Origin of the sequence: Pseudomonas moorei (genome assembly GCF_008801475.1) — a bacterium.
Taxonomy (GTDB): Bacteria; Pseudomonadota; Gammaproteobacteria; order Pseudomonadales; family Pseudomonadaceae; genus Aquipseudomonas; species Aquipseudomonas moorei.
Map to the genome: position 1 here is coordinate 35,524 of NZ_VZPP01000022.1, position 18,557 is coordinate 54,080.

At 58.9% G+C, this 18,557-nt stretch carries 20 protein-coding genes and 1 pseudogene; 7 read left to right on the plus strand and 14 right to left on the minus strand.

The genetic code is table 11. The annotated features are described in order from the left end of the window. Positions 1-145: 145 nt before the first annotated feature. Positions 146-358 (minus strand): DUF1059 domain-containing protein, encoded by a 213-nt coding sequence (locus F7R06_RS28700; RefSeq protein ID WP_020795174.1) that lies wholly within the window; start codon positions 356-358, stop codon positions 146-148. A 634-nt stretch (positions 359-992) separates the two neighbouring features. Next, positions 993-1,754, minus strand: a pseudogene (locus F7R06_RS28705) (mechanosensitive ion channel family protein); the annotation flags it as partial. Positions 1,755-1,946: 192 nt separating this feature from the next. Here F7R06_RS28705 and F7R06_RS28710 point away from each other — a divergent pair. Then, positions 1,947-3,287: a DEAD/DEAH box helicase gene (locus tag F7R06_RS28710; RefSeq protein WP_090324426.1), complete on the plus strand. Its 1,341-nt coding sequence runs from the start codon at positions 1,947-1,949 to the stop codon at positions 3,285-3,287. A 159-nt stretch (positions 3,288-3,446) separates the two neighbouring features. On the opposite strand, the gene F7R06_RS28715 is transcribed toward F7R06_RS28710, so the two are convergent. Next, positions 3,447-3,722, minus strand: a complete 276-nt coding sequence (locus tag F7R06_RS28715; protein WP_090324425.1) for a hypothetical protein — start codon at positions 3,720-3,722, stop codon at positions 3,447-3,449. Between the two features lie 102 nt (positions 3,723-3,824). Next, positions 3,825-4,559 carry a DUF899 domain-containing protein gene (locus F7R06_RS28720; RefSeq protein WP_090324423.1) on the minus strand — a complete coding sequence of 245 codons (735 nt, stop codon included), beginning with the start codon at positions 4,557-4,559 and terminating at the stop codon, positions 3,825-3,827. Positions 4,560-4,737: 178 nt separating this feature from the next. On the opposite strand from F7R06_RS28720, the gene F7R06_RS28725 reads away from it, so the two are divergent. Then, positions 4,738-5,127, plus strand: a complete 390-nt coding sequence (locus tag F7R06_RS28725; protein WP_090324422.1) for a transcriptional regulator — start codon at positions 4,738-4,740, stop codon at positions 5,125-5,127. Positions 5,128-5,185: 58 nt separating this feature from the next. Here F7R06_RS28725 and F7R06_RS28730 read toward each other — a convergent pair whose 3' ends face one another. The 3 genes from F7R06_RS28730 to F7R06_RS28740 all read right to left on the minus strand — a co-directional run bounded on the left by F7R06_RS28730 (position 5,186) and on the right by F7R06_RS28740 (position 7,250). Further along, positions 5,186-6,055 (minus strand): DUF6279 family lipoprotein, encoded by an 870-nt coding sequence (locus F7R06_RS28730; RefSeq protein WP_090324420.1) that lies wholly within the window; start codon positions 6,053-6,055, stop codon positions 5,186-5,188. A 77-nt stretch (positions 6,056-6,132) separates the two neighbouring features. Next, the gene (locus tag F7R06_RS28735; RefSeq protein ID WP_090324419.1) at positions 6,133-6,855 is read right to left on the minus strand and encodes a TorF family putative porin; all 723 of its coding nucleotides are present in this window, start codon (positions 6,853-6,855) and stop codon (positions 6,133-6,135) included. A gap of 206 nt (positions 6,856-7,061) precedes the next feature. Further along, on the minus strand, positions 7,062-7,250 hold the full coding sequence (locus F7R06_RS28740) for a hypothetical protein (RefSeq protein WP_017337097.1): 189 nt from the start codon (positions 7,248-7,250) through the stop codon (positions 7,062-7,064). A gap of 350 nt (positions 7,251-7,600) precedes the next feature. Between F7R06_RS28740 and F7R06_RS28745 the strand changes: the two genes are divergently transcribed. From F7R06_RS28745 to F7R06_RS28755, 3 genes are all read left to right on the plus strand, one after another. Then, a complete protein-coding gene (locus tag F7R06_RS28745) occupies positions 7,601-8,437 on the plus strand; it encodes a CvfB family protein (RefSeq protein WP_090324417.1) in 837 nt (278 codons plus the stop codon). 62 nt (positions 8,438-8,499) lie between these two features. Further along, complete coding sequence (locus F7R06_RS28750; protein WP_090324416.1) at positions 8,500-8,916, plus strand: DUF2177 family protein; 417 nt, start codon at positions 8,500-8,502, stop codon at positions 8,914-8,916. A 177-nt stretch (positions 8,917-9,093) separates the two neighbouring features. After that, on the plus strand, positions 9,094-10,026 hold the full coding sequence (locus F7R06_RS28755; protein ID WP_090324414.1) for a DMT family transporter: 933 nt from the start codon (positions 9,094-9,096) through the stop codon (positions 10,024-10,026). Here the strand turns inward: F7R06_RS28755 and F7R06_RS28760 are convergent. Further along, a complete protein-coding gene (locus F7R06_RS28760; protein ID WP_090324413.1) occupies positions 9,971-11,152 on the minus strand; it encodes an MFS transporter in 1,182 nt (393 codons plus the stop codon). The genes F7R06_RS28755 and F7R06_RS28760 overlap by 56 nt on opposite strands. Positions 11,153-11,255: 103 nt before the next feature. Between F7R06_RS28760 and ptrR the strand changes: the two genes are divergently transcribed. Together ptrR and F7R06_RS31275 are read left to right on the plus strand one after the other, a co-directional pair. After that, a complete protein-coding gene (ptrR, locus tag F7R06_RS28765) occupies positions 11,256-12,149 on the plus strand; it encodes a putrescine utilization regulator PtrR (protein ID WP_090324411.1) in 894 nt (297 codons plus the stop codon). A 139-nt stretch (positions 12,150-12,288) separates the two neighbouring features. Continuing rightward, complete coding sequence (locus tag F7R06_RS31275; protein ID WP_003184145.1) at positions 12,289-12,417, plus strand: PA1414 family protein; 129 nt, start codon at positions 12,289-12,291, stop codon at positions 12,415-12,417. A 142-nt stretch (positions 12,418-12,559) separates the two neighbouring features. On the opposite strand, the gene F7R06_RS28770 is transcribed toward F7R06_RS31275, so the two are convergent. The 6 genes from F7R06_RS28770 to speB form a co-directional block, all read right to left on the minus strand. Beyond that, positions 12,560-12,811: a phosphopantetheine-binding protein gene (locus tag F7R06_RS28770; RefSeq protein WP_090324410.1), complete on the minus strand. Its 252-nt coding sequence runs from the start codon at positions 12,809-12,811 to the stop codon at positions 12,560-12,562. Positions 12,812-12,880: 69 nt separating this feature from the next. Next, positions 12,881-13,606: an MBL fold metallo-hydrolase gene (locus F7R06_RS28775; RefSeq protein ID WP_090324408.1), complete on the minus strand. Its 726-nt coding sequence runs from the start codon at positions 13,604-13,606 to the stop codon at positions 12,881-12,883. Between the two features lie 85 nt (positions 13,607-13,691). Next, complete coding sequence (locus F7R06_RS28780; protein ID WP_090324406.1) at positions 13,692-15,071, minus strand: sodium:solute symporter family protein; 1,380 nt, start codon at positions 15,069-15,071, stop codon at positions 13,692-13,694. Between the two features lie 192 nt (positions 15,072-15,263). Further along, positions 15,264-16,775, minus strand: coding sequence for a purine-cytosine permease family protein (locus F7R06_RS28785; protein ID WP_090324404.1), 1,512 nt, complete (start codon positions 16,773-16,775; stop codon positions 15,264-15,266). A gap of 55 nt (positions 16,776-16,830) precedes the next feature. Next, the gene (locus F7R06_RS28790; protein ID WP_090324403.1) at positions 16,831-17,253 is read right to left on the minus strand and encodes a YybH family protein; all 423 of its coding nucleotides are present in this window, start codon (positions 17,251-17,253) and stop codon (positions 16,831-16,833) included. Between the two features lie 9 nt (positions 17,254-17,262). Continuing rightward, the gene (speB, locus tag F7R06_RS28795; protein WP_090324401.1) at positions 17,263-18,213 is read right to left on the minus strand and encodes an agmatinase; all 951 of its coding nucleotides are present in this window, start codon (positions 18,211-18,213) and stop codon (positions 17,263-17,265) included. Positions 18,214-18,557: the final 344 nt, after the last annotated feature.

An 18,557-nucleotide genomic window follows, 5' to 3' on the forward strand; every position in this document is an offset into this window, starting at 1 on the left:
TGCGAAGGGCTGCAGTCGACCCATACCTGCGGGTGGCGAACATTTGGACGCGGGGCTGAAGTGGCCGTTAGGCCTGCGGAGCTCATTGAAAATGGGCCCCGCAGGTGCTTATGGATGACAATTCCATCCCGGATGCCCCTGAATATTAAGCGGGGCGCGGTGCTTCAACAGGCGGGGTGCCATCGTGAAACATCGTTTTCAGTTGAGCACGCAGTTCCGGTGAGTCGGTGTGCTTGTGAACACTGACGGCATGCTGTGCGGCGGCCTCGAGCAGTTCGCTTTCAGAGTCTGCGGACAGTGCGACTGAGCATTGGGAATCGCTCGGAAACTCGCGGCAGTCGATGTATTTACGCGCCATGATATTTTCCTCCCTACGATGAAGGCAGGCGGTGGCCTGCGTGAACGATCGCTCGAAGCGTCACCTCAATAATCAAACACGATTGCATGTCACATCGAGTGCGTCGATGCTAAAAGTATAGGCCCACCCGATGTCAGGGTAGTTGTGCCAGGCATGGAGAAAGGTCGCCCGGAAAACAGGGAACAGATCACTGTTGGGCCGTTTCCTGACTGTCGCCAAGGGCAGCAAGCGGCCGATTCTGTTGAAAAAGTCGGCCCAGATTTCCACGGTAGAAAAGTACGCGCTTGAGATTGAAATCTTTACATTGAGCAGAGGATTCCGGGCTCAGATTTAGCGTAGCGGCGCGCAAATAACACATCTTCAGCGGTCAGTATGTGGGCAGTCTGGAAGGACCGACTTTTTCAACAGAATCGGCCAAAAGCTGCCGTCAGCCCAGCGGAAATCTACAAGTGGCTCTAAATTAGCGGGACTAAATTAGCCTGCCCGCTTCCGAGTTTGGGGTTGGGAGCGAGTGGAGGGCAAGCGTAGCAAGCGGCAGATAGTATGATGGTATCGAGTATATATACTCGTCGTGTGGGCAGGTTTTATAAGGAGCATGTGGCCGTTAGTATGAATTGTGGGGTTCTAACCAGTGGTTCTTGAACGACTCGGACATCAGGCGCCAGGTCGGGATCGACACGATGGTTTTATCAAATCTCTGCACCTTGACCGTATGCAGCGTGATGTCCACCACATCGCCATCGGCGCCGACCTGCGGCATCTCGATCCAGTCGCCGACACGCAGCATGTCGTTGCTGGTCAGCTGCACGCTGGCGACGAATGACAGCAGGGTGTCCTTGTAGACCAACAGGATCACCGCCGACATTGCACCCAGACCTGACAGCAGCAACAGCGGCGAACGATCGATCAGCGTGGCGACGATGATGATCGCGCCAAACACGTACAAGACCATTTTCGTCAGTTGCACATAACCTTTGATCGAGCGGGTGCGGGCGTGCTCGGTGCGGGCGTAGATGTCCAGCAGGGCATTGAGCAACGCTGCGATGGCCAGCAGCAGGAACAGGATGGTGAAGGCCAGTGCGACGTTGCCGAGGAAAACCATCGCCGTTTTGCTCAGATCCGGCACCAGGTGCAGGCCGAACTGGATCACCAGCGACGGGGTGATTTGCGCCAGGCGTTGAAACACTTTGTTGTGGCGAAAGTCGTTGATCCAGTGCAAGGCCGGCTGGCGACCGAGCATGCGGCTGGCATGCAGTATCAGATAGCGTGCCACTCGTCCGAGTATCAGGGCGATCACCAACAGCACTGCCAGCGCCAGACTGGAATGCAGGAGCGGATGCTGATCGAGAGTGCCCCAAAGGTCTTGGGCGTTGAGCCAGAGCTGTTTGATATCCATGGGTGAAACGATTCTTCTGTAGGACGCGACGGGGCGATTAAAGCATTTAAGACGCTTTGTATTACGCTCGGGGACAAATCAGGCAACAAAAAAGCCACTGTTTGCTGTCGTTTGCATAAAGAAACTCGGCCTGAGCGCTCGAAACCGGTACCCTATGCAGCTGTTTTTTTGCATATCTTCGAGGTAGCACCCGTGTTTTCCCAATTCGCCCTGCACGAACGCCTGCTCAAAGCCGTGGCCGAGCTGAAATTTGTCGAGCCAACGCCTGTGCAAGCAGCGGCCATTCCGCTGGCGCTCCAGGGGCGTGACCTGCGGGTGACAGCGCAAACCGGTAGCGGCAAGACCGCTGCATTCGTCTTGCCGATCCTCAACCGCCTGATCGGTCCGGCCAAGATCCGCGTCAGCATCAAGACCCTGATCCTGCTGCCGACCCGCGAGCTGGCTCAGCAGACCTTGAAAGAAGTCGAACGCTTCTCGCAGTTCACCTTCATCAAGTCCGGCCTGATCACCGGCGGTGAGGACTTCAAGGTCCAGGCCGCCATGCTGCGCAAGGTGCCGGACATCCTGATCGGTACGCCGGGCCGGATGATCGAGCAACTGAACGCCGGGAACCTCGACCTGAAAGAAGTCGAAGTGCTGGTGCTCGACGAAGCCGACCGCATGCTCGACATGGGCTTTGCCGACGACGTTCAGCGCCTGGTGGACGAGTGCACCAACCGTCAACAGACCATGCTGTTCTCGGCCACTACCGGTGGTTCGGGCCTGCGCGAGATGGTCGCCAAGGTGCTGAACAACCCTGAGCACTTGCAGCTCAATGCGGTCAGCCAGCTGAACGAGACCACTCGTCAGCAAATCATCACTGCCGACCACAACCAGCACAAAGAACAGATCGTCAATTGGCTGCTGGCCAACGAGACCTACCAGAAGGCCATCGTGTTCACCAACACCCGGGCCATGGCCGACCGCATCTACGGTCGCCTGGTGGCTCAGGAGTACAAGGCGTTCGTGTTGCACGGCGAGAAAGACCAGAAGGATCGCAAACTGGCGATCGACCGCCTGAAGCAGGGCGGGGTGAAAATCCTCGTGGCGACCGACGTTGCCGCTCGCGGCCTGGACGTGGACGGCCTGGACCTGGTGATCAACTTCGACATGCCACGCAGCGGCGATGAGTACGTGCACCGCATCGGTCGCACCGGTCGCGCCGGCAACGATGGCCTGGCCATCTCGCTGATCTGCCACGGCGACTGGAACCTGATGTCGAGCATCGAGCGCTACCTCAAGCAGAGCTTCGAGCGTCGCACCATCAAGGAAGTCAAAGGCACCTACGGCGGACCGAAAAAGGTCAAGGCCTCGGGCAAAGCAGTTGGCGTGAAAAAGAAAAAGACTGACGCCAAGGGCAACAAGAAAAAAGTCGCCGCCAAGACCCCGACCAAGCGCAAGAGCGCCAACCGGCCGAAGAGCGATTCCCTGGTCAGCAAAGATGGCATGGCCCCGCTCAAGCGTCGCAAGCCGGAAGCGCCGGCTGCTGAATAAAGCGCCGTAGCGATCCCATAAAAAACCGGACTCAGGTCCGGTTTTTTTATGCCTGCCAATAGTTGCTTCTATACGGACCTTTGGTCACTGGCTTGCCGGCGAAGTCGCCCCCCGGACCCGTTATGTCGGGGGGAGATCGCCAGCAAGCCGCCTGCCGTTTCAACCCTCGGTCTTTTTCTCCGCCGATCCCAGTTCCTTCAAGCGCTGGTCGATCAACTGGCACTTGTCCGGCAAATCCTTGGACGCAGTCCCAAGGTCCATCTTCTGCAACTCGGCATTGATCTCCTTGGCCTTGGTCGGGTTCTGCTCCGTGAGCCTCGCCACTTCCTGTGCCAGTTGTTCGCGTTTGGCGGTGGCCTCTTCGGGCGTGCAGGCCCAGGCGGGCAGGGCACAGGTCAAAGCGCCGGCGAGGGTGAGCTTAAGCAGTGTTTTCATGGTGGCAGGCCTCGGTTCCGGTTAAGGCGGGTTACCCGGTTGAGCGCTGCCCCATGGCAAAAGTTCAGTGACAGGCGATGGCCACGGCTCTGTCGCTGGAGGTTAGTCTGCGTGGCAGCAGCTCGACTTCGCCCCTTCCGCGTACCGGTCGTGATGCCGCACCCATTCCATGATTTCCTCTTCATTCCTGCCCTTGGGCGTCAGATCGAGGTAGTTGTAGGCGCCGACCAGCATGTCCAGGCCTCGGGCGTAGGTGGAATAGGTGTGGAAAATTTCTCCGGCCTCATTGCGATAAAAAACACTGAGTCCGGGGAGTTCTTCCTCGGAACCGTCGGTTTTCTCGTAGTTGTACGTAGCCGTTCCGGCGGCGACCTCTTCGGCTCGGGCACTGACGCCAAAGTCATAATTAAAATCGCTGCCGGCCGAGGATACCCAGTCGAATTTCCAGCCCATGCGGCGCTTGAATGCCTGGAACTCGGCGAAGGGCGCATGGGAGACCGCCACCAGCGCGATGTCGTGGTGGGCCAGGTGCTGGTTGGCGCCGTCGATGTGATCGGAGAGAAACGAACAACCGGGGCAACCTTCGTCCCAGCCTTCGGCGAACATGAAGTGGTAAATGACCAGCTGACTGCGCCCGCCGAACAAATCAGCCAGTTTCAATTCGCCGCCTGGTCCCTGGAAGCGATAGTCCTTGTCGACTTTCACCCAAGGCAGGGCGCGGCGTTCGGCGCTGAGTTTGTCCCGCTCCCTGGTGAAGGCTTTTTCGTGGGCCAAATGTTGTTTGCGGGCGACCAGCCATTCTTCCCGGGACACGACGGGATGATTCTGAATGTTCATGGGTTTTTCTCCTGCGCGATGCTTGGAGTTGACTGACACAGCTTAGTCGCTTGATCCCTGCCCAATTCGACATACCGCCGGTCGGTGCTGTTCGAAACCCCGGCTGAACGGCTGCCGTTCAGGCCGGTCACAACCTATGAAGGCCCTCTCACTCACGGGCACCGGAGGTTGAATCAGGATGACGACTTATAACTGGGATTTGATTGAGCGTTTGCTGCACGAGGTGCAAAACGGTGCGAGCAGTTTCACCCCGCGACCCTATGCCGAGCAGTACGCGGCGCAGAAGGCAGCGGAAGGCGAGCAGACTGAAAACCTGGATCACCTGAAAGCGGTGGCTGGCGAGTACGAAAAGTTGTTGCTGGAGCGTGGCTACATTGAGCCTCGGCCCGAGGAGCAGGGCGGCAGCGGTTCCAATTACATTTTGACGCCCCGTGGCTCAAGCCTGTTGAGCCTGATCGACAGCAGCATTCCGGGCAATGACCATCCACGTCAGGTACTGGATGAACAGGAAGATGCGCTGGCTGTCGAGACGTTTGATGCAGTGGCGGCAAAGGCGCAGATTGCCTGAAACCCACGATCGCAGCCTTTTGCAGGCGTTGCCCGAGGCTGCGATTCATTTACCGCTGTTATCCCTGTTTTACTGCCTTCAGGCATTTCAAATCGCTGAAATCCTTGCGCACGCCCTCCATTTTCTTCAGCAAGCGTTGACGTTGTTCCGGCGTGCTCTCTGCCATCAAATCCACAAATAGCGAACGCGCCTGGGCTTCGGTGTTGGCGAAGGCCTGGCGGTATTGCGGTGTCCACAAACTCTCGCGATTGACCAGAAGCGTCTCGATTTGTTGTGGGAATTGTGGGCTCTGACGTTGCGCCACGGCCTCACTGAACTGTTTCTGCCAATGGGCACGGTTGGCGATCCATTGCGTGTTCTGGTCGCCCAGGCTGGTGGACCAGGCAACGACGCGCTGTTGCTGGGATGGATTAAGGGGGCCAAGCCAGTCTCGCAAGCGTTTTTCCATGCGCTCGCCGCGCTCCTTGATCTGCTGATCGAGGGACGGTTTCAAATATTGCTCCTGGTGTTTACGCAGGTCCTTGGCGAAAGCCTCGTTCATTTCCGCGACCTGTTTGTCATTCAGGCCTTGCAGCAACTCGATGGCCGAGGGGGTGATCTCCCGTGCGGTCTTGGCGATTGCCTGTTTGGCCTCCTCCGTGCGGGCCTGCAGCGCCGCATCCGTGACTTGATTGGTTTCGACCATTGCCTGCAAGCGATCCAGCCAATCGAGGTAACCGGGTATCTGCGTGGAGCAATGCCAACTGAGGTGTTCCCTGAGGCGTTCGTTGAGCCAGCTTTTTTGCTCGATGTTCATGTCCAGATAGTCGCTGAGCGACCATGGAATGATGATGTCGAGATTTCGGTAAGCAAGGCCCATGCGACTGCACCCGCCAAGCGCGAGGGTGACGGTCAGCACAACGGCGATGCGTATTAACCAGCGCGACATGGACCCTTCCTTGCGAAAACCCGGCTTACCGGGCTGATACTCATGTGAACGCAGGTTGAGCCCGGCAGTTCAGCCGATCAATAGAAGCTGCGCTCTGCCTTAAGCGTGACCAGTCCGTCGCACTGGCTGTTGTGCCCGGAGTAGGCTGAGCAATTGCTGCCGCTGAGGCTGGAGTCGCTATAGATCAGATCAAGGTCGATGCCCATGAACGGACGGGACAGTTTCAGCGACCAATCGGTGAAACTGCCCACATAGCCACCGTCCACCGCGACCGGAGTATTCAACTGATGGGTGGTGTATTTGAGGCTGACCCCGATGCCGAAGGGTTGATTGCCGCCCAAGTCGGCGAACAGGGTGCCGTTCTGTTTATCCGGGTCGTTGCTGAACGCAGCACCGAAACGGCTGCCTAGCAGGGTCAGGCCACCGAACAGTTCGTGGCTGTCGAGGGTGTCCACTTCGGGGTAGCGGTAATGAATGACGCCTACTTCATAGCCGAGGGTTTGGTCAAAGGGGTGTTTAAACCCTGCGTAGGAATCGACTTCGAGATGTTTCCCGGGGCTTATTCCCATGCTTGGCGACCACTGCCCCACATAGAAGCCGCTGTCGTGAGTCAGGTCCAGGCCGCCGTGGAACGAGCCGACGGCCGATGGTTTCACCAGACCCTGAGCCATGCTGCGAGTCGGGTTGGTGCCCAGCTTGAGGTCGAAATCACCCAGCTCGCGCTGAAAGATTTGCGCGTGTGCCAGCGAGCAGACCAGGAGGCTGCCGAGCAGTAACAAAGGACGGGAGGTTTTGAGCATGCGTCACTCCATGAGCAGCGAGCGCAGGCTGATGGCCTGCTGAAACGCTTGATCCAGACGCGTGCAAGGATACCGGCGAATGATTGGCGTCGATGGCCGTTCGTCGATTTATACGAGATGAGTGGTAGGCAAGGAGGGTGTTTCAGGGTTCCAGTCCAAGCGCTTCGAAGCTCAAAGCGCTTGTGGACCAGGTGACGCAGAGGGTTTTACTTTTTGCCCAAGGTGATCTGCTTGGACGGGCCGAACGTCTGGCCGCTGACGCCTTTGGCAATTTGCTGGATTTCACCACCGGACTTGAGGAACGCAGCAATCTGATTGTTGATTGATTCGCTGGTTTCGACGGCTGGAGCTGGCTTTGCTTTGCTGTTGGATGCTTTTACGCGCATGGCGGCCATTAACCTGTAGAAAATTAACTTGGCCAGGCATCGTACAGGAAATGCCGGCTAATTGCTTGGTAAATATCCCTTGAAGGACCGCGGGCAAGAGCGAGGTCAAGCGCAAGTTATTATCTTGATTAATCCCCTAAGCTACTGTTTTAACTAAAGACAAGGGCGAAAAAATGGGTGTTGCGCCGGTGAGTGACTGACGCTCGAATCCCGGGTATGGACTGACGAGCGGCCACGCCACCCGCCAGAACCCATGGTTTTTAAGGCTTTGAGCGAGATTTTCCTGCACCATCGGGCCGGGCACCGAACGCGCCTGGGAAAACCGGGTAGAATGCGCCCACGCAATGAGGGTATTGAACATGGCTTTAGTCGGGCGTTACAACAGTTTGCAAGTGGTTAAACACACTAACTTCGGTTTATATCTGGACGGTGGTGCGGATGGCGAAATCCTTCTGCCTAATCGTTATATTCCAAAAGATATTCCCAGCGAAGATGAAGACTGGCTCAATGTTTTTGTTTATCTGGACAGCGATGACAAACTCATCGCAACTACAGAAAAGCCGAAAGTTCAGGTCGGTGAATTTGCAAGTTTGAAAGTTGTTGAAGTCAATAGTATTGGCGTGTTCCTGGATTGGGGACTGCCGAAGGATCTGTTGCTGCCGTATTCCGAAGAGAAGCGGCAGATGACCGCGGGCGAATACGTCGTGGTGCATGTCTACCTCGACAAGCACACCCGCCGCATCACCGCGACCGCGCGTCTGGACCGTTACCTGGACAAAACGCCGGCCAACTACACCGCAGGCCAGGAAGTGGACTTGCTGGTTGCCGAAGCCACCGACATGGGGTTCAAGGCGATCATCAACAACAAGCACTGGGGCCTGATCCACAAGAACGAAATCTTCAAGTTCATGCGCGCCGGTAAAGAGGAGAAGGGCTTTATCAAGGAAGTCCGCGCCGACGGCAAGATCAGCCTGAGCCTGCAACCGGTCGGCCAGGAAGCGGCCACCAGTCTGAACTCGAAGATCCTCGCCAAGTTGCGCGAGAACAATGGCACCCTGGCGGTCAGCGACAAGAGCGATCCAACGCTGATCAGCAGCATGTTCGGTGTCAGCAAAGGCAACTTCAAGAAAGCCATTGGTGCCTTGTACAAGAATGGCCAGATTGTCATTCACGCCGATCGCATTGAACTAAGCTAAGCGCTTGCCAGCCCCATACAGGAGCGGCCCGAACCGGCGGCGGCTCCTGTAAGGGCAGGATGATGAAAAAAACACTCATAGCCTATGTCGCCACCCTGGCGGCGTTTCTCGTACTCGATGGCCTCTGGCTCGGCGTCCTCATGGCCTCGACTTACCGGGAGCTGCTCGGTTCGTTAATGCTCGAACAACCACTGTGGGCCCCGGCAGCGCTGTTTTATCTGCTTTATGTCGCCGGTTGTGTGGTGTTTGTGGTGATGCCGGCGCGGAGCTGGCCACACGCCGCGCGTCTGGGGGCATTGTTGGGCGCGGTGGCCTACGGCACCTATGACTTGTCTAACTGGGCGACCCTGCAAGGGTGGTCGGCGCGGTTGGCATTGATGGACATGGCGTGGGGCGCGGCGGCGACCTGTATCGCCTGCGGCACCGGTTTCCTGGTGGCGAACAGACTATCCGGGTCCATTCGCGACAGACCGGTGTAGGCGCGATGACGCAAAGGGCAATTTCAAGGTCTCTGTCAGGCGGCAATTTCTGGCCATCTGGTTAATAATCGACAGCATAATTTTTCGCCCCGACACCGCTTGTTCAGCAAGCGGGTCGGGGCTTTGCTTTTACTGTCGAGTCACTGCCATGTTCTATGTCGTTTTCGAGGTCTTGCTGTGAGCGTCACTCGGCGTAGCGCCGATGGATTTGCCCTGCAAGTGATGCTGGGCTTGTGCCTGATCTGGGGCGTTCAGCAGGTGATGATCAAGTGGGCGGCACCTGACATCGCGCCAGTCATGCAGGCAGCGGGGCGTTCGGGCATGTCCGCGTTGCTCGTTGGGTTGTTGATCTGCTGGAAGGGCGGTTGGGATCAAGTCGGCACTACCTGGCGCGGCGGCGTGTTGGCCGGCGCACTGTTTGGCCTGGAGTTTTTCTTCATTTCCGAAGGCCTGCAACTGACCACGGCGGCCCATATGTCGGTGTTCCTCTATACCGCGCCGATTTTTACCGCGCTGGGTGTGCATTGGTTATTGCCGAGCGAGCGGTTAAGACCTGTGCAATGGCTGGGGATCTTCCTCGCCTTCGTCGGCATCGCCATAGCGTTTGCCGGTGGCGTGTCCTGGGCCAACCTCGATCACCGCATGCTGATGGGTGATGCGCTGGGTGTATTGGCGGGTGCCGCCTGGGGCGCCACCACGGTGGTGGTGCGTGCTTCGCGGCTGTCGGAAGCGCCCGTGACCCTGACCCTGTTCTATCAGTTGATCGTCGGCTTTGTCGGCCTGCTGTTGATCGCGCTGCTCAGCGGCCAGATCACCCACGTCAGCCTGACCACCGTGGCGGTGGCCAGTGTGCTGTTTCAAGGCGTGGTGGTGTCGTTCTTCAGCTATCTGACCTGGTTCTGGCTGTTGCGCCGGTATCTGGCGGCGAACCTGGCAGTCTTCTCGTTCATGACGCCGTTGTTCGGCGTCACGTTCGGTGTGGTGTTGCTGGGCGAACAACTGAGCCTCAACTTCGTGATCGGCGCGGTTCTGGTGCTGCTGGGCATCACCTTTGTCAGCGCTGAGCAGTGGGTGCGTCGCCGTTTGCGCAAAGCGCTTGGCCAGTACTGAGCGGGCTCAGGAGCAACCCGCCGGCCAGCAGCAAGCCACTGCCGGCGATCACCAGCGCAGGTTGCAAACCACCGCTGAAATGGCTGCTCAATGCCGCCAGTAAAGGCCCGCTGAGCTGGCCTGCGGCAAAGCACGCGGTCAGCAGCCCGGCATTGCGTTGGCTGGCGTGGGGCGCCAGTTCCCGGGAACGCTGCATCACCAGCTGCATGCAGGCCAGGAACGGGGTGCCACACAAGATCACCCCCAGTGCGAGTCCCGGACCGTTGCCCAGCAGGCAAGCGAAGACCCCGGCGGCTTGCATCCATAAGGTCAGGGTCAGCCAGTGACGCGTGGTATTGGCCGCTTGTCGGCGCAGACTCACCAACACCACGCCAATCGCCGCTGCCAGGCCGAAGCAAGGCCAGAACAGATCGGCCTGCCACTGCCCGTGGAACTGCGCGCTGGCCATTTGCGACAGGAAAGTGGCCGGGATGATGTAGCCCAGACCGTACAGTCCATAGACCACGCCTAAACGACCGATGCCTCGATTACCCGTGCTGACAACGCTTTCAGAGGCGGGCACCGCTGCGCCCGGCTGCGGCAGGAAGCGCAAAACCCCCAACAACATCAACAGGGCAACGGCGGCATACACCAGCCACAACGTGGCGGAAGTCTGGCCCAGGAGGTTCGCGATCAGCGCCAGCACCCCGGTCAGGAAAATCCCCAGACCCGGTCCGGCAAATACCACGGCGCCGAGCCGCGGGCGCCCGGCGGCAGCCGCCAGTGGCTGGCTCAGCGCGGTAATCATCACCAATACCCAGGCACTGGCCACGCCGGTGCCGAAACGCAGCAACAGATGCGACCAGAACCCGTTGGCCCAGAACGACGCCAGGGTCAGCAACACACAGAGCCACAAACCGCCCAACAGGCGACGACGGACTTGATCGGGACGACGGGACAACATCGCGTCCACGGCGCCGACGAAGTAGCCCAGGTAATTGGCGGCGGCAATCAGTCCGGCGGCGGTCAGGTCGATCTGGCCTTCGCTGAGTAAATGCGGCAGCTGCGGCGTCAAGGCAAAACGGCCAATGCCCATGGCCATCATTAGAGCGACAAAACAGGCAAGCAAGCGAATCAAGGGAGACATGGCATGAGTTCCAGCTGAGGATCAATGACCGTCAGGCTAGGATCGATTGACTTTCTTTAAAAATGAATAATAGTGAGTAACTTGTTCTTGTTTGGAGAATGGCGTGGAATTCAGTCAATTGCGGATTTTCCAGGCGGTGGCGGAGGAAGAGTCCATCACTCGTGCCGCCGAACGCCTGCACCGGGTACCGTCCAACCTGTCGACCCGGCTTAAACAGCTGGAAGAGCAACTGGGGGTCGAACTGTTCCTGCGCGAGCGTCAGCGTTTGCAGTTATCGCCTGCGGGAAAAGTCCTGCTGGACTACACCACCAAGTTGTTTGCCTTGCATGATGAGGCTCACGCTGCCGTACAGGGCGGGCAACCGGCCGGCGACTTCGTGCTCGGCACCATGTACAGCACCGCCGCCATTCATCTTCCGGCGCTATTGGCGCGCTATCACCGAACCTACCCGGCGGTGAACCTTCAGGTGCAGTCCGGGCCCAGCGGCGAATTGCTGGAAGGCTTGCTGACCGGTCGGCTCGATGCGGCGCTGGTGGACGGTCCGCCGGAACTGGCGGGGCTCGACGGTGTGCTGTTGTGCGAGGAGCGACTGGTGCTGATCAGCGAGGCGGACCACCCACCGGTGCTCAGTGCGCGAGATGTGGAAGGGCGTTCGGTGTTCACCTTTCGTCAGGGCTGCTCTTACCGGATGCGTCTTGAGGCCTGGTTTTCCCACGATCACGCGGCGATGGGCCGGGCCATGGAGATCGAGTCCTATCCGGGGATGCTGGCGTGCGTGATTGCCGGTTCCGGGGTGGCGCTGATGTCGGAGTCGATGCTCGCCAGCCTGCCGGGCCGTGAAAGCGTGGCGGTACACCCGCTGGCCGAGCCGTTTGCCACGGCAACCACTTGGCTGATGTGGCGCAAGGGCATGGTCGGGGCCAACCTGAATGCGTGGATCGAACAGCAAGAGGCGGTGTATCCGTCGGCGCAAGTTCAGTCGCGTGCGATGGCATAAGTTGATATTGGTCAATTGTGATCGATTCAGTAACAGATCATTGCCAATTTGGTTGAGCATTGCACAGCACTTGAGACTATTATCAGTGCGAAGGGGCTACAGAATTCCGGCCGCTCGGCACTACCCTGAAGGGGGCATCATGAAAGAGAAAATTCAGAACTGGCTGCATGACCTGGGTGTCGCACTCGGTTTGATCGAACCGCCTCTGCAACCTGTGCCAATTCGCACGGACGACGAACAACGCCGTCGCCAGCCGCGTCGCCGCTAATCCTGTAAGAGCGAACCCGCTCGCGATGGACGTTAACGATAACGCTGGTTGTTTTAAACTACGCGTCGCCTGTAAGTTTTTCGCGAGCAGCTTTGCTCCTGCAGTGGCGCGTACGGATGGGTGCAAACGGCGATCATGATCGTTAATGTCTGCCAATCTCCAGCAAAAACCGACTCAAGTCTTTCACCGTCCGGGCAGTCTTGAGCAGTCGGTCCTCCTCGGCGGTGAACGCCGTCAAGCCAAACTCGTCTTCCAGATGGAAGATCAACTCTTCGATATCCGTTTTATCCAATCCCAACTGCGCCAGGCTGGCGTTGTCGTCGAAGTCATCCTGACTCTCCAGCAGACGGCTGATGAAGTGATGCACTGCGGCACGAACGGCAGCTTTTTTCATGATGGTTCTTCGAGGGCGTTATCGTTGTTGTCCCTGCGTTGAATGTCCTGAAGAGGAGTACAGCAGGCTTCAGCCGTGACAGCGCTGCCACTCGTCAATCATGTGGCGCAAATGCTCCCCGGAGAAACTGCCGAAATGGCCGCCATGCACCGTGCGGATCGGCAGGCAGCGCAAGCGTTGCAGGCTGCGCGCGTAGTCATCGAGGTTGGAATGGTAGGCATCTTCGATCAATGGTCCGTCGTAGATGATGTCGCCGCTGAACAGGGTCTCGGTCGCCGCTTCGTACAGGCAGATGCCGCCCGGCGAGTGTCCTGGCGTGTGCACGACCTGCAATACCCGATTGCCCAGATCCAGCACATCTCCGTCTTCGACAAAACCCGTGGCCGGTGCGGCCTTGACGCTGTACTCGGCGTAGCAAAGCGGGCAGTCCGGATGCGCCTCGAACATATCGTCACCGACGAAAGCCCTGCTCAAGTCGTTTTCGCCGTCCGGCGCGGCGAGGATGTCCGCTTCGGCGGGATGCACCAGGCGTTCGGGGAATTCGTGATGACCGGCGATGTGATCGAAATGGCAATGACTGGCCACTGCCACCAACGGCCGCTCGGTGATCCACGGCAACTGCTCGCGCAAGCTGACCAGCCCTGAGCCGCTGTCCAGCAGCAGGTCCTTGTCCCGGCCCTGGATGTGCCAGAGGTTGCAACGGTAGAAGGGCCGGATGAACGGCTCGTGAATCAGGCGGATGCCGTCACTGAGCTGTTTGACTTCGAACCACTGATCGCGAGAAACAATTTTCATCAAAGGTTTTCTCCAGACGAAAAAAAACGGGTGTGGCAACCGACGCCACACCCGCCGAAGAAAGCATCAAGTCGTTATATTCAGCTTAGGCGGCGCTTGCCACTGTCACTTGGCGACGGGACATCAGGCTGACAATCACGAAGCTCACCAGGCCTACGCCGAGGCTGTAGTAGATCGGGGTGTTGGCGTCCAGACCATCCTTGACCATGAACAGCAGGGCAGTGGCGAAGCCCAGGCCCATGCTGGCGATGGCGCCGGCGGTGGTCGCGCGTTTCCAGAAAATCGCACCGATCAACGGGATCAGCATGCCGCCTACCAACAGGTTGTACGCCAGGGTCAGGGCGCTGATCACGTCGTTCACGACCAGGGCGATACCCAATACCACCACACCGGTCAGCAGGGTCACCAGACGGTTCATGCCCAGGCTCGACTGTTTACCGCCGCGCAGTTTCGGCAGCAGGTCTTCGGTCAGGGTGGTGGCAGCGGCGAGCAGGCCGGCGCTGGCGGTGGACATCATGGCAGCCAGCGCTGCAGCAATCACCAGGCCACGGATCCCGTCCGGCAGGGACAGTTTGACGATGGCGGCAAAGGCGTTGTTGACGTTGTCCAGATCAGGGATCAGTACGTGTGCAGCCATACCGATCAAGGCACAGGCCAGACCGTAGATGATGCAGTAGATGCCGGCAGCCGTACCTGCGACCTGAGCGACTTTCGCGGTCTTGACGGTGAACACCCGTTGCCAGATGTCCTGACCGATCAGGATGCCGAAGAAGTAGATCATGAAGTAGGTGATGATGGTGTCCCAGCCGATGGTGGTGAAGCTGAAGCTTGCCGCCGGCAGTTTCAACACCAACTCATCCCAGCCGCCCACGCGGTACAGGCAGATTGGCAACAGGATGAACATCAGGCCGACGGTCTTGATCACGAACTGGACGATGTCGGTCAGGGTCAGGGACCACATGCCGCCAATGGCCGAGTAGATCACCACCACGCCACCGCCCAGCAGTACCGACACCCAGAACGGCAGGCCGAACAACACTTGCAATACGGTGCCGATGGCCAGGATCGAGGTCACGCCGATCATCAGTGCGTACGCCAGCATGATCGCCGCGCTCGCGGAGCGGGCCATCGGGTTGTAGCGCTTCTCCAGCACCTGGGTAACGGTGTAGATCTTCAGTTTCAGCAGCGGTTTGGCGAGGAACAGGTTCAGCGCGACGATCCCGCAACCCAGTGCGGCGCACAGCCAGAAGCCGGAAATGCCATGTACGTAACCCAGACGCACGGTGCCCACGGTGGAGGCGCCGCCGAGAACGGTAGCGGCCATGGTGCCCATGTACAGGCTCGGGCCGAGGTTACGACCTGCGACCAAAAAGTCTTCGTTGGTCTTAGCCTTGCGCATGCCGTAATAGCCGAGAAGCAGCATCGCGGCGGCGTAGATGAGAACGACGAATAAATCCAATGCCATGATGGCGTGTCTCCGATTGTCTTTTTTATGGTGGAACTGAAATCAATCCCTGTGGAGCCACCTGTTCCTGTGGGAGGCGTGGCTTGCCCGCGAAGAACGATGACGCGGTCTGTCAGGCAGACCGTGTCATCGTTCTTCGCGGGCAAGCCACGCTCCCACAGGTCATGTGTTGACCACAGGTAATGCGTTGAGTCAGGCGACTTGTCGCATCGCCGGTTTTGCGAGCGAGCCCGCTCTTTTGCTACGTGGATCATTCGGCCCGAACACCGCAGCCGATTCCGGGAACAGGCTCAGCAATGCCAGGTACACCAGTGAGGCCAGGCCCAGGGTGACTGGCAAGCTGATGTCGATACCATCAGCCAGGTTGCCCAGCGGACCGACAAACTGCCCCGGCAGGTTCACAAAGCACAGGCCAACGGCCGCGCTTGGAATCCATGCACCCAAACCACGCCAGTTCCAGCCGTGGCTGAACCAATAACGACCACCTTTCTCGCCGCGGGTGAACACTTGCAGGTCATCCGGGCAGTAGAAGCCGCGACGCACCAGCAGGCCGATGATCATGATCACCATCCATGGGGTGGTGCAGGTGATGATCAGCACGGCGAAGGTCGACACGCTCTGCACCAGGTTCGCCGCAAAGCGCCCGATGAAGATGAAGGCAATCGACATCACACCGATCAGCAGCGTGGCCTTGACCCGCGACAGCACTCGCGGGAACACGCTGGACATGTCCAGGCCGGTGCCGTAGAGCGAAGTGGTGCCGGTGGACATGCCGCCAATCACCGCGATCAGGCACACCGGCAGGAAGAACCAGCTCGGCGAGACCGCCAGCAGACCGCCGACGTAGTTGTTGGCCGCGATGTAGTCCGGTGCCTTGATCGCTACGATGGTGGCGGTGGCCAGGCCGAACAGGAACGGAATGAAGGTCGCGATCTGCGAAATCACCACCGCCGCCATGATCCGGCGCTTGGAGGTTTCACGCGGGATGTAGCGCGACCAGTCGCCGAGGAACGCGCCGAAGGAAATCGGGTTGCTCATGGCCACCAGTGCTGCACCGATGAAAGCCGCCCAGAAACCTGGCTGACCCATGTTGACGGTGCCGGCGTAGTTCACATCGAAAGGACCGGCGAAGGCGAAGACGCCCAGCAGGAACAGCAGGCTGGCGCTCCACACCGCGATCTTGTTGACCCACAGCAGGAAGCGGAAACCGTAGATGCAAACGGTCAGCACCAGAACCGCGAACAGACCGTAGGCAAGGCCGAGGGTCAGGTCGGTTTCCGGCAGGCCGATCAGGCGCTTGGCGCCACCGATCAGCGCATCACCCGAACTCCACACCGAGAGCGAGAAGAAGGCGATGGCGGTCAGCAATGACAGGAACGAACCAACGATCCGCCCGTGCACGCCAAAGTGCGCACCGGAAGACACGGCGTTGTTGGTGCCATTGATCGGGCCGAACAGGCCCATTGGCGCAAGGATCAGCGAACCCAGCAGCACGCCCAGCATAATCGCCCAGACCCCAGCCTGAAAAGACAGGCCGAACAGCACCGGGAAACTGCCGAGTACGGCAGTGGCGAAGGTGTTGGAACCACCGAAGATCATCCGGAACAAGTCCGTCGGGCCCGCGGTGCGTTCGTTGTCCGGGATCTGTTCGACCCCGTAGGTTTCAATTTGTGTAAGGCTTTGGTCGTTGTTGTTTTTATTCATGATCTGCTCCGATCATTAAGGCGCACTCATCGTGTGTGAGTGTCACCCATATTGGCTAAGGGGTTGGCAGCCCTTCCGGCATCGCGGACAAATGTTCGTGACAGGCTAGCCATTGGCCTTGTTGTTCTTGGCCAGACGCTTGTTTCTTGAAAACAATCGTCTCGCGCTCCTGGCTAAAGTGCTGTTCCCCTTGCATGCGCAGTTCGGTGGCTACGTCATGAATGAAAATCGCCACGTCACCTTGCAGGCTGACGAAGGCGTTGCTCGAGGTGCACGAAATCACCTCGAAGCCGACCTCGGCACGCCAGCTGTCCCACAATGCCTGATAGGCATCGCGCGACAGCAGGGGTTGTTCGAGGGTGTAGAAGACAAAGCTGGCATCGGCGCTGAACGCGCCGAAGTAGGCTTCGCGATCGTTACGGGCAAATGCCGACACCAGATCGGCGGCGGCTTTCAAAACCTGATCACGTTGGTTCACGGTCAATCCTTAGCGGTGGACCACGCCTGGCAGTACGCAGAGCATTTCGTACAGCAGGTTGGCGGCCAGCAGCGAGGTGTTGCCGGTGGTGTCATAAGCGGGCGAGACTTCTACCAGATCGCAACCGACCAGGTCGAGGCCTTGGCAGCCACGAACGATCTCGATTGCCTGAATGGTGGTCAGACCGCCGATTTCCGGGGTGCCGGTACCTGGCGCCCAGGCCGGGTCGATGCCGTCGATGTCAAAGCTCAGGTAAACCGGACCGTTGCCGACTTTTTCGCGAACTTCGGCCATCAGCGGTTCCAGGGATTTGTGCCAGCACTCTTCGGCCTGGACCACGCGGAAACCCTGGTTACGGCTCCAGTTGAAGTCATCAGCGGTGTAGCCCTGGGCGCGCAGGCCGATTTGCACAACGCGATCCGGGTCCAGAAGGCCCTCTTCAACGGCGCGACGGAAGGTGGTGCCGTGGGCGATTTTCTCGCCGAACATGTGATCGTTCACATCGGCGTGAGCGTCGATGTGCACCAGGCCGACCTTGCCGTGCTTTTTGTGGATGGCACGCAGGATCGGCAGGGTGATGGTGTGGTCGCCGCCCAGGGTCAGCGGGATTACGCCGTGTTCGAGGATATTGTCGTAGGACTCTTCGATGATCCGTACGGCATCCAGCAGGTTGAACGTGTTGATTGCGATGTCGCCGATGTCGGCCACCGACAGTGAGTCGAACGGTGCAGCGCCGGTCGCCATGTTGTACGGGCGAATCATGACCGATTCGGCACGAATTTCGCGAGGCCCGAAACGGGTACCAGGGCGCAGCGAAGTGCCGATGTCCAGCGGGACGCCAACGAAGGCAGCATCCAGGCCGGCAGCAGTTTCCAAATGGGGGAGTCGCATCATGGTGGCGATGCCGCCGAAGCGCGGCATTTCGTTGCCGCCCAGTGGTTGGTGAAGAATCTTTTCCACGGGTAGGGCCTCATCGTCGTTGTTTTATTTATGTCGGATACACCGTCCCACAGTAGGCACGGGCACCGCTGGGAATTGATTCTGCGAAATGTAGTGGCGGGGAAGAATCGCTACGGGCAAATACTTAGTTCAGATTTTTCTAAACTAACGGCAAAGGCCGAGATAGACTTTATGCCGTGCGCAGCATTCTGTGGCGAGGGAGCTTGCTCCCGCTGGGCTGCGAAGCGGCCCCAAAACATTCACCCTCATGAGCCAGATGCACTGCACCGTCAGATTTCAGGACTGCTGCGCCCGGACGCGGATCGACCGAACGGGAGCCAGCTCCCTCGCCACAAAAGCAACAT